The 10,193-nt window shown below is 68.9% G+C and carries 9 protein-coding genes; 3 read left to right on the plus strand and 6 right to left on the minus strand.

Features of this window, described 5'->3' with window-relative positions; translation table 11 throughout:
• The first annotated feature begins 309 nt into the window (after nt 1-309).
• The gene (locus J7024_RS34900) at nt 310-1,488 is read left to right on the plus strand and encodes a glycosyltransferase family 9 protein (RefSeq protein ID WP_124827618.1); all 1,179 of its coding nucleotides are present in this window, start codon (nt 310-312) and stop codon (nt 1,486-1,488) included.
• Nucleotides 1,489-1,685: 197 nt separating this feature from the next.
• Here the strand turns inward: J7024_RS34900 and J7024_RS34905 are convergent, their stop codons facing one another.
• The 3 genes from J7024_RS34905 to J7024_RS34915 all read right to left on the minus strand — a co-directional run bounded on the left by J7024_RS34905 (nt 1,686) and on the right by J7024_RS34915 (nt 4,814).
• Nucleotides 1,686-2,966 carry an O-antigen ligase family protein gene (locus tag J7024_RS34905; RefSeq protein WP_124827617.1) on the minus strand — a complete coding sequence of 427 codons (1,281 nt, stop codon included), beginning with the start codon at nt 2,964-2,966 and terminating at the stop codon, nt 1,686-1,688.
• A gap of 131 nt (nt 2,967-3,097) precedes the next feature.
• Nucleotides 3,098-3,940, minus strand: coding sequence for a glycosyltransferase family 2 protein (locus J7024_RS34910; RefSeq protein WP_124827616.1), 843 nt, complete (start codon nt 3,938-3,940; stop codon nt 3,098-3,100).
• Nucleotides 3,941-4,061: 121 nt separating this feature from the next.
• Nucleotides 4,062-4,814, minus strand: coding sequence for a glycosyltransferase family 2 protein (locus J7024_RS34915; protein WP_124827615.1), 753 nt, complete (start codon nt 4,812-4,814; stop codon nt 4,062-4,064).
• Between the two features lie 226 nt (nt 4,815-5,040).
• Between J7024_RS34915 and msbA the strand changes: the two genes are divergently transcribed.
• Together msbA and J7024_RS34925 are read left to right on the plus strand one after the other, a co-directional pair.
• Complete coding sequence (gene msbA / locus J7024_RS34920; protein WP_233409916.1) at nt 5,041-6,792, plus strand: lipid A export permease/ATP-binding protein MsbA; 1,752 nt, start codon at nt 5,041-5,043, stop codon at nt 6,790-6,792.
• Between the two features lie 83 nt (nt 6,793-6,875).
• Nucleotides 6,876-7,256 carry an RcnB family protein gene (locus tag J7024_RS34925; protein WP_124827613.1) on the plus strand — a complete coding sequence of 127 codons (381 nt, stop codon included), beginning with the start codon at nt 6,876-6,878 and terminating at the stop codon, nt 7,254-7,256.
• Nucleotides 7,257-7,308: 52 nt separating this feature from the next.
• On the opposite strand, the gene J7024_RS34930 is transcribed toward J7024_RS34925, so the two are convergent.
• Genes J7024_RS34930 through J7024_RS34940 form a run of 3 tightly spaced genes read right to left on the minus strand, consistent with a single transcriptional unit; the run spans nt 7,309 to nt 10,141 of the window.
• Nucleotides 7,309-7,875, minus strand: a complete 567-nt coding sequence (locus tag J7024_RS34930; RefSeq protein WP_175751215.1) for an FUSC family protein — start codon at nt 7,873-7,875, stop codon at nt 7,309-7,311.
• A gap of 38 nt (nt 7,876-7,913) precedes the next feature.
• On the minus strand, nt 7,914-9,182 hold the full coding sequence (locus J7024_RS34935) for an MFS transporter (protein WP_124827611.1): 1,269 nt from the start codon (nt 9,180-9,182) through the stop codon (nt 7,914-7,916).
• Entirely contained in the window at nt 9,179-10,141 is a 963-nt protein-coding gene (locus J7024_RS34940) for a PRC-barrel domain-containing protein (protein WP_124827610.1), read from the minus strand. Before J7024_RS34940 ends, J7024_RS34935 begins: the two co-directional genes overlap by 4 nt.
• Nucleotides 10,142-10,193 lie beyond the last annotated feature (52 nt).

The raw sequence follows: 10,193 nt of genomic DNA on the forward strand, positions 1-10,193 counted from the left end.
GCGCTCGAGCGTGCGGTGCGTCACCTGCTGGACCGGACCGGACACCAGGGCGAGCCGACGAGCGAGACGATGCCGCTCCCGGCCGCGGCGAGCACGGAACGCGAAGTCTGCGCGATCGCTTCGTAGCGCCGGACACGCAGGCCGCGCCGGCACGGCAAGCGTACGCGCGGCGGGCCGGGCGGCAGGCCCGCCTGACGGTGCCGTACCGCCGGCCGGCGAAGCCCGGTCGTGACGTGCCGCGCTGCGCCGGCCGCCGCAAAATCCTGTACATTGCGAGCCTTGTCCAGCCAGCTAGACGGAACGATTGCCGTGGCCCTGTTTTCTTCCGCCCGCCCGCCCAGAACCATCCTCGTCGCCGCACCGCGCCGTATCGGCGACGTGCTGCTGACGACGCCGCTCGTGCGTTCGCTGAAGGCGCGCTGGCCCGACGCGCAGATCGACATGCTGGTGTTTCGCGGCACCGAGGGTGTGCTGGAGCACAACCCCGACGTGCGGCGCGTGATCGTCGTCGCGCAGCGCGCGGGGTTCGGCGAGCGGCTGCGCGATGCGATGTCGATGTGGCGCCGCTACGATCTCGCGTGTGCCGCGCTGAGTTCCGACCGCCCGCGCTTCTACAGCTGGTTCGCCGGCCGCAAGCGCGTCGGCCTCGTCGATCCGAATCGCGTCACGTGGCTCACGCGGATGATGCTCGACGGGATCGCGATCAATCACCACGAATCCGCCCATACGGTCGTCAGCACGCTGGCGCTCGCGCCCGTCATCGGCATCGAGCCGGTGTCGGAGGTCGTCGCGCCGGGCATCGGCGACGATCCCGCGCGGCGCGCGCGCTTCGATGCGTGGCTTGCGGAGTCGCCGGCGATTCGCGACGGCAAGCCGCTCGTCGTGCTGCATCCGTATCCGATGTTCCGCTACAAGCAATGGCGGCTCGAAGGTTGGGTCGAGATGATCGAATGGTTGCGCGCACAGGGGTTCGCGATCGCGCTGTCGGGCGGCCCGGCCGATCGCGAGCGCGAGTACGCGGAGCAGGTCGCGACGATGGCGGGCGGCGACGTGCTGAATCTGGTCGGCCGCCTCACGTTCGGCGAAAGCGCGGAACTCGTGCGGCGCGCGAAGTTGTTCATCGGGCCCGATACGGGCGCGACGCACGTCGCGGCCGCAACCGGCACCGATACGATCGCGCTGTTCGGTCCGTCCGATCCGGTGCGCTGGGGGCCGTGGCCGCAGCACTGGCCGGCGACCGAGAATCCGTGGTCGCTGCGCGGCTCGGGGCGGCATGGCAATGTGTGGCTGCTGCAGGGCGAGGGTGACTGCGTGCCGTGCCGGCACGAGGGCTGCGAGCGTCATGTCGAGAGCCGCAGCGACTGTCTCGTCAATCTCGGTACGCAGCGCGTAAAGGCCGCGGCCGCCGAGATGCTCGGGCTGAATCCGCCGGGCGCGGCCGACACGGTCGTCGACACGTCGCGGCTGCACCGCGCGCGACCGGACTGACGCGCGCGCGAGTCGCGGTTTCCTGATTTGAAGAAGGGGAGTGACGTCGCGACGTGACGCGTCGAAGGCGCGTGCCCGCTCGTCTGACGGCGGCGCGGGTGCTCCACCGCTGAAGCTGCTTCGGCGGCAGACAGGAGGTAACCGCGCGTACAGCTTCCCGCCCGCTGCCTGTCCGCGCGTCGCGTTGCGCGGACGGGTTACGCGCTGCGCCGAATTGCCGACGTCTCGCGCGGCAGCGCTTCGCCGCGCTCGCCGCAGCCGAGCAGGATGCCCGCGAGCAGCACCAGCAGGTGCCCTTCGGCGAAATCGAGCAGCAGCGAATTCGCGAGACTGCCGATCGCGAAGATCGCGAGCCAGCCGAGCAGCAGATGCCGCGAGCGCGGATCGAGCGCGCGGCTGCCGCGCGCGATCTGCACGATCAGGTTCACGAACAGCAGCACGCCGAGCGTGCCGAGCTGCACGGCCATCAGCATGTATTCGTTATGCGGATTCGACGTGAGCTGGCCTTCCGCCGCCGTCTTGCCCGCCGCGAGTTTCTGGAACTCGAACTCGAGGCCGCCCGCACCGTAGCCGAGCACGGGGCGCACGCGATACAGCTCGAGCCCCTTCTTGTACCACTCGAGACGCAGCCCGGTCGACGTGGCCGCATCGGTCTGCCGATACTGCTGCACTTCGGAGACGACCTTTACGAGCCGGCCGTTGTGCACCGTGCACGCGGCTGCGACGAGTGCGGCACCGGCCAGCACCAGCGCGCCGGCGGCGAGCCCCGCGCGCAGCGCGGACTGGCGGCGCAGCAGCAGCACGAAACGCACGGCGACGACGAGGATCAGCAGCAGCGCGATGACCTGCCCGGTGCGCCCTTGCAGCATCACGAACACGTTGATCAGCGACCACGCGGCGACGCCGGCATACGCGGCACGCGACAGCATGGTGCGGGCCGACAGCGCGAGGTCGGCCGCCTGGTAGAACAGCAGCGCGCCGAACATGCCGGCCGCGATGTGGTTCTTGAACACCCATGCACGCGACAGCGGCAGCTCGGTCGCATGCGCGGGCCCGATCGCGGTCAGTCCGAGGTAATTGGTGGTCGACAGCAACAGGATCACGCACAGCGTGCCGAACCAGCAGCGCCGCACGATCGGCGCCCAGTTCGAATGGCGGAATGCGAGGACGGCAAACGGCACCAGCAGCAGCTTGTCGTACTTGGCGACCCAGTTCCATGCCTTCGGATGCGGTGCGACCGTGTACGCGACGCTCGCGGCCAGCGCAGCGAGGATCAGCAGCGCCGCGAGCGACACCGGTTCGGTGACGAAGGTGCGCAGGTTGCGCCAGAACTCGGGGGAAATCACGAGCGCGACCGCGAACAGCGCGCAGAACACGTTGGTCAGCGCGGTCGAGACGGGCACCATGCAGAGCGCGATGACGGCGAAGGTGCGGGCCGCGGTAAGGCGCCGCGTGGCGTGAGACGAAAACGAAAGCATCGGGACCTGTCGAATGGACGAATGCGGCATGCGGGCACCGTGCTGCGCGCCGCTCGCCCCGACGGCACCCGGGGCGAAGCGCGCAGTATACGCGAAGCAGCGCGCGTTTCCGCGCCGTTTCCGGGGCCCGATCAGCCGAATGCGCGCTTGATCCGCGAGCGCAGCAGCGCGCGCTTGAGCCGCCCTTCGACGGCCGGTGTATCGAGCACGATGCGCGAGCCGGCCGGCTCGCCGCGATGCAGGTAATAGCGGTCGAACGTGGCCTGCGTCATGCCCCATTTGTTGAGGAACTGGCGGCGGCCGTCGTTCTTGACGATCTTGCCCGTGCTCTTCTGCTGGAAGTGGTAGACGAGGCTGTCGCCGACGCCGAGGAAGATCCGGCAGCCGGCATCCCAGAATTTCATCGAGAAGTCGTTGTCGCTGCTCATCCCGGGCGACAGCTCGCTGCTGTAGCCGCCGATGCGGTTCCACCAGTCGCGATGCACGAGCGTCGGCGGCCAGGTCGAGCCGAGCCAGTCCGCGCGCGCAAGCTTCGGCGTGGCCGCGACGAGGCCCGCCGCGTCGAACTGTTCGGCATCGCGGCCGAAATTGCTGACGACGACGCACGGGTTGCGCGTGTCGACCGGCTCGACCATCGTGCCGGACAGCATGAAGAGATCGGTCGGCATCTGCTCGATGCGCCGCACGAGCGCCGCGTCCCAGCCGGGGCAGCAGTACATGTCGTCGTTCATGTAGACGACGTAGTCGCGCGTCGCGCGCGCGGCGGCCAGGTTCACCGCGTGGCAGATGCCGATGTTGGCCGGCGACGCGGTGTGCTCGATGCCTTCGTGGCGCACCCAGTCGAGCGTGCCGTCCGAGCCGTCGTTCACGTGCACGATGATCTGGTGATCGTACGCGGAATGGCGGCGCAGGCTGTCGACGACGAGCTTGAGGTACGGCAGGTTGTTCCAGGTCGGGATGATGATGGAGAACATGGCGGTCGAATTCGGTGGTCGTCGTGTCGGCGGCGCGTGGCGCGCCGCCTCGGGCGGGCGCGGATGGTGCGCGGGCAGCCCGGCATTGTAACGCCGGGCCGGCCGCAGGCCGGGGGTGCGCTCAGCGGGCCGGTTCGTGGCCGAGCTTCAGGAACCGGTAGTAGACGGTTTCCGCGTTGAACACGGCGATCATGAAGCCCGCGCGGCCGTCGAGAAACCCGCGCCGCAGCACGTAGGTCCGCACGAACGCCCACGCACCGCGCGCGAGCGCCTTGCCGAAGCCGCCGCGCTGGCCGGCCGCGCGGCGCTGGCGCGCGCCGGCCGTCGAATACGCATCGAGCTTGCGCACGACCGTTTCGAAATCCTCGTACGAATAGTGCATCAGCTTGCCGGATAGCCGCTGCGCGGGCGTATCGAACACGAGGCGTTCGTGCACCAGATCGTCGGAGAAGCGGGCCGTGCCGCGCCGGAACAGGCGCGGGATCCAGTCCGGATACCAGCCGCTGTGGTGGATCCACTGGCCGCAGAAGCTCGACAGCCGGTCGATCGCGTAGACCTGCGCGGCCGGCGCGCGGATCGCGTCGCGGATCGATTGCGCGAGTTCCGGGCTGACCACCTCGTCGGTGTCGAGCGACAGGATCCAGTCGGTGTCGAGCGCGTCGAGCGCGCGGTTCTTCTGCGGGCCGAAGCCCGGCCAGTCGCGCTCCACGATTACGCGGGCGCCGTGCGCGCGGGCGATCGCGACGGTATCGTCCGTGCTGCCGCCGTCGATCACGACGACGTCGTCGGCGAAGGCCAGCGCATCGAGGCACTGCCCGAGCCGCGCGGCCGCATTGAGGGCGATGAGGGCGACGCCGAGAGTGGGTTCTGCCATGAAAATCGTCGAAAAGGCGGAGAAAACGGTGAGCGGCAGTATACCCGCGTGCCGGCCAGTGGCCGCTTCGGCGTCGGCCGCGCCGGCGCAGGTGGTACGGCTATAATGTTGGGCCTTTTTCGGCACCCGCCGGACGGGGGCGAACCCCCGGACAGTCATGCTCCGGGCGCCGCGTCGCGGCTCAAGAAGGATTGCCTTGGAAACCCAGAACACTCTTCGCAAACCGATGGACGGCACGAGTACGTCGCCGGTCACGGTACTCAAGCGCCTGTGGCCGTACATTCGGCCGCTCATCGGCATCGTGGTGCTCGCCGTGGTGACGATGGGCGTCGTCGCGGCCACGGAAGCCGGGATTCCGGCGCTGCTCAAGCCGCTGCTCGACCACGGTTTCGGCGCGCACGGCAGCGACCGCGCGAAATGGTACGTGCCGATCGCGGTGATCGGCCTCGCGCTCGTGCGCGGCGTATCGCAGTACGCGTCGAACTACCTGCTCAACTACGTTTCGAACCGCATCCTGCTGCAGCTGCGGCTCGAGATGTTCCAGCGGATGCTCCATACGGGCGCGTCGTTCTTCCAGCGCGAAACCGCGAGTACCGTGATCAACGCGATCGTGTTCGAGGTCAACCAGATCCTGTCGGTGCTGACCGGCGTGATGGTCACGCTCGTGCGCGACTCGCTGACGGTGGTGTTCCTGCTCGGCTACCTGTTCTATCTGAACTGGCGGCTCACGCTGATCGTCGCGGTGATCCTGCCGGGCATCGGCTGGCTCGTCAGCAAGATCAACCGTCGCCTGCGGCGCCTGAACCGCGAGCACCAGACGCTGACCAACGAGCTGTCGTACATCGTCGAGGAGACGGTCGGCGGCTACAAGGTCGTCAAGGTGCACAACGGCGAAGCATACGAGATGGACCGCTTCACGACGATGAGCAAGCGCCTGCGCGGCTACGCGATGCGCATGACGATCTCGGGCGGGCTCGCGCAGCCGCTGACGCAATTCCTCGCGTCGATCGCGCTCGCGGTCGTGATCACGATCGCGGTCGTGCAGTCGAGCAACGACCAGACGACGGTCGGCGGCTTCGTCGCGTTCGTCACGTCGATGTTGCTCGTGATTTCGCCGCTCAAGCACCTGATCGACGTGAACCAGCCGCTGCAGCGCGGGATGACGGCCGCCGAGCTGATCTTCGGGCTGATCGACGAGCCGGCCGAGCCGCAGGGCGGCGGCCGTGCGTTGCCGCACGCGCGCGGCGAGATCGAATTCCGCGACGTGACGTTCGATTACGGCGCGGCCGAGCGGCCGACGCTCGACCGCATTTCGTTCAAGGTCGCCCCGGGCGAGATGGTCGCGCTCGCGGGGCCGTCCGGCAGCGGCAAGACGACGCTCGTGAACCTGTTGCCGCGCTTTTTCGACCCGACGGGCGGGGCGATCCTCGTCGACGGCGTGCCGGTGGCCGACTACGACATCCACGCGCTGCGCGGCCAGATGGCGATGGTCAGCCAGGACGTCGTGCTGTTCAACGACACGATCGCCGCGAACGTCGCGTACGGGCAGATGCCCGACCGCGCGCGCGTGCAGGCGGCGCTCGAGGCCGCGAACCTCGCCGACGCGGTCGCTGCGATGCCCGACGGGCTCGACACGCTGGTCGGCGGCAACGGGATGCGTCTGTCGGGCGGCCAGCGGCAGCGGCTCGCGATTGCGCGTGCGATCTACAAGGATGCGCCGATCCTGATCCTCGACGAGGCGACCTCGGCGCTCGATTCGGAATCGGAGCGCCACGTGCAGGCGGCGCTCGAACGGTTGATGGAAGGCCGCACGACGCTCGTGATCGCGCACCGGCTGTCGACCATCGAGCGCGCGGACCGGATCCTCGTGCTCGAGGCCGGCAAGGTCGTCGAGGAGGGCAGCCACGACGAACTGTTGCGCCACGGCGGGCTGTACGCGCACCTGCACCGGATCCAGTACCAGCAGCAGGCCGCGTGACGTCGGTTCACGCGTGTGTGCTAGTCTTCATCGGGCAGGTGCAGTCGTCTCTGGTTCGACGTGACAACTCGGAGGGAAGGACAATGAAGAAGATGCACGGGATGATGCTGGCCGCACTGATCGCCGCGGGTTTCGCAGCGCCGGTCGCGATGGCGCAGGATCACGGCAACTACGACAAGCACGGCGGCCCCGGCATGCAGCATGGCCACGGCCCGCAGCACATGCCGCCCGGCCAGGCGATGCATCGCGACGACGTCCCGCCGCGCTGGGCCGACCAGCCGCACCGCGACTGGCACAAGGGCGACCGTCTTCCCGACGAATTCCGCGATCGCCAGTACGTGGTCGACGACTGGCGCGGCTATCACCTGAGCGCGCCGCCGCGCGGCTATCACTGGGTTGGTGTCGGCGGCGACTATCTGCTCGTGCAGATCGGTTCTGGCATCGTGTTGCGGGTCGGCCCGTAACGCGCCATTCGACCGTTCATCCGGCGGCCGGGCATGCGCTCCGGCCGTCGCGTCATTTGACCGCCGTCCGGCGGAACCAGCGTCGCTCGATTCGCGACATCACCCAGCACACGGCCAGCGCACACACCGTACCGAGCGCGACCTCGCCGAGCCGCATCAGCGGAATGTCCCACAGCGGGCCGTTGCCCGGAAACAGCAGCACGATCGTCGCGGTCACGCCGCCGAGCCGCGCCGCGCTGCCGACGTTCAGGCACCAGCAACTGACGATCGTGACCGCGACCGCAATCGCGTATGCAACCAGACGATCGCCGCCGAGCGCCGCGCCGGCGAAGCCCAGCAAGCCGCCGATCATCGCGCCGACGAACTGGTCGCGCGACAGCGACATCGTGTCCGAGTAGTTGTGCTGCGTGACGGCGATCGCGGTGATGGCCGCCCACACGGCCTGCTCGGTGTGCAGTGCGCGGCCGATCGCATACGCGAGGCACGCGCCGCAGACGGCCTGCACCGCCATCAGCGCGCCTTGCACGAACCGTTCGCTGAACGAGAGCCCCTTGAACAGATCGAAGATCGACTGCTGGATCTGCTGGCGCGCTTCGTTGAGGGTCCTGATCGTATCCATCGTTCGTCGGTCGAGAATCGGTTGTCGGGGCGACAGCGTCAGCGCACCTGTTCGGGAGACGTTGCGGCCGGCTCGCCCGTGGTCGCATCGCCGTTCTCGACGCGCGTTTCCGGCATCACGAGCCAGACCAGCAGCACCGCGAGCGCGCCGGCGCCGGCTAGCCCGAAGAAGCTGGTCGCATTGCCGAAGTGATCGGCGACATAGCCGGCCACGGCCGTGCTGAGCGTTGCGCCGATCCCGGCCGCGAGCCCGAACAGCCCGATGCACAGGTTGTAGCGGCCCTTGCCGCCCGCGACGTCGGCCGCGATCAGCGGCAGCATCACGCCGAACACCGCCGCGCTGATGCCGTCTAGCATCTGCACTGGCACCAGCAGGTACGGGCTGCTCACGCCGGCGAAGAGCAATGCGCGTACCGGCAGCGCCGAGAAGCCGAGCAGCAGGATCGGCCGGCGCCCCCAGCGTTGCGCGGAGCGGCCGACCCAGGGCGACAGCATCGCGACGATCGCCTGCGGCACGATGATGCAGGCGGCGATCACGAGCTGCACGTTCTCGCCCATCCCGGCCGTCACTTCGCCGGCCGCGAGGTTGAGCATTGCCGCGTTCGACAGGTGGAACAGCACCACGCACGCCGCGAAGATCAGCATCCGGCGATCGCGCAGCAGCTCGAGCAGCGTTTCGCGTTGCTCGCCTTCGTCGCGATGGTCGTGATCGTCGGGTTTCGACGACTGCGGGATCACTTCGTGGGTCGGCTGGATCATCGCGAGCGCGAACAGCGCCGGCAACGCGAGCACGGCGGTCAGCCAAAACACCGCGCGCGCGGAGAAATACTCGCCGGTGAGCCCCATCAGACCCGCGGCGACCGCGCTGCCGATCGACGCCCAGCGCGCGTTGCGGCCGAGCCGGTCGCCGAGATCCGCTCGGCCGACCAGCGAGAACGAGATCGCGGCCATCGCCGGCACGAGCATGCAGCTCGCGAAGCCGTGGAACACTTCGGCTGCGATCACCGGCACGATCGTCGGGCTCGACGCGAGCAGCACCGCGGACAGGATGATCGCCGCGATCGCCCACGCGGCCGCGCCTTTCTTGTTTTTCAGCGCATCGACGGCGGCGCCGCCGGGCACCTGGCTGACCATCGCGCTGATCGTGCCGATCGACAGCACCATGCCGATCTCGCCCTGCGTCCACTTGTGCGACGCGAGGTAGGACGCGATGAACGGACCGAACCCGGTTTGAACGTTTGCAACGAAGAAGTTGAGCCAGTCGAGGGACCGCAGACTGCGAACGGTGACGGAATGCTTGATCGTCATCGGGTCGCACTCGCAGACGAAGCCGGCGCCGGGGCAACGGGCGGGAAGACCGCGACGATCGGCTTGTCGGCCGCGTAGGGCGGCGACGCCTTGATCTGTGCGTCGTTCAGGTCGAGCTGCGGATGCAGCGCCTTGTCGCGCGTGACGAAGCGCAGCGCGCCCCAACTCGCGGCGATCGAGCGGCGGTCGGTATTGACGAGTCCGCCGAGGTCGAGCACGACGGCCTGCGGCTGCGCGGCGCGGTCGATCAGGACGTCGACAACGCGGCCGATCTTCGTGCCGTTCGGTCGCTCGACGTCGCTGTCGAGTATCGGCAGTCGCGTCGCGGGCGACGCCGCGGCCGAACCCGACAGCGGCACGGCCTTGGGCCGCGCGGCAGGGGGCAGGTCGCCCGACGGCACGTCGAGCACGATCGGTTCCTGTTTGCCGCCCGGTGTGAAGCGGAACACATTCCACGGGAAGCTGACCTTGCGATCGCCGACGCCCATGAACCCCTGCAGGTTGACGATCATCTCGCGCGGCTTGCCGCTCGCGTCGGTCACCATGTCGACCGCGCGGCCGATCACTTTACCGTTGCGGCGCGCGACTTCGCTGTCGAGCAGCGCATGGATCTGGGTGCGGTCGAGCGTGCGTGTCGCGACGAGCGGGGCCGGCGGCGGAGGCGGCGGTGTCGGCGTTTCGGGACGCTGCACCGGCTTCGGGCGCGTCACCTCGCGGTGCGGCTTTTTCGGCGCTTCCGGTTCTTCCGGCTGCATGGGCGGCGGCACGGGCGGCATCGTGAGCGGCTCGCCGGCGGCTTCCTCGACGGGCTCGACGAGCGCCTCGCTGATCGGCGCGGGCGGATTCTGCGTTGACAGCAGCCCGCAGCCGGACAGCAGCGCGGCGGCGGCGAGAATCAGCAAGACCGTCGAAGACGGGGACGACATGCGGGATGCGGGAAACGGAGGTCCGCCGCTCATTGACACTCACTCCATGGGTCGGGGGCGCGCACGCAGGCACGCGGCTGGCGAT

The sequence above is a fragment of the Burkholderia sp. WTPI3 genome (assembly GCF_021483755.1).
Lineage (GTDB): Bacteria > Pseudomonadota > Gammaproteobacteria > Burkholderiales > Burkholderiaceae > Burkholderia.

Bases quoted from the DNA above. Each gene is read 5' to 3' on its own strand.
- J7024_RS34905 (WP_124827617.1), bottom strand. From the start codon at position 2,966: ATGCTTTCGTTTTCGTCTCACGCCACGCGGCGCCTTACCGCGGCCCGC.
- J7024_RS34910 (WP_124827616.1), bottom strand. From the start codon at position 3,940: ATGTTCTCCATCATCATCCCGACCTGGAACAACCTGCCGTACCTCAAG.
- J7024_RS34915 (WP_124827615.1), bottom strand. From the start codon at position 4,814: ATGGCAGAACCCACTCTCGGCGTCGCCCTCATCGCCCTCAATGCGGCC.
- msbA (WP_233409916.1), top strand. From the start codon at position 5,041: ATGGACGGCACGAGTACGTCGCCGGTCACGGTACTCAAGCGCCTGTGG.
- J7024_RS34925 (WP_124827613.1), top strand. From the start codon at position 6,876: ATGAAGAAGATGCACGGGATGATGCTGGCCGCACTGATCGCCGCGGGT.
- J7024_RS34930 (WP_175751215.1), bottom strand. From the start codon at position 7,875: ATGGATACGATCAGGACCCTCAACGAAGCGCGCCAGCAGATCCAGCAG.
- J7024_RS34935 (WP_124827611.1), bottom strand. From the start codon at position 9,182: ATGACGATCAAGCATTCCGTCACCGTTCGCAGTCTGCGGTCCCTCGAC.
- J7024_RS34940 (WP_124827610.1), bottom strand. From the start codon at position 10,141: ATGAGCGGCGGACCTCCGTTTCCCGCATCCCGCATGTCGTCCCCGTCT.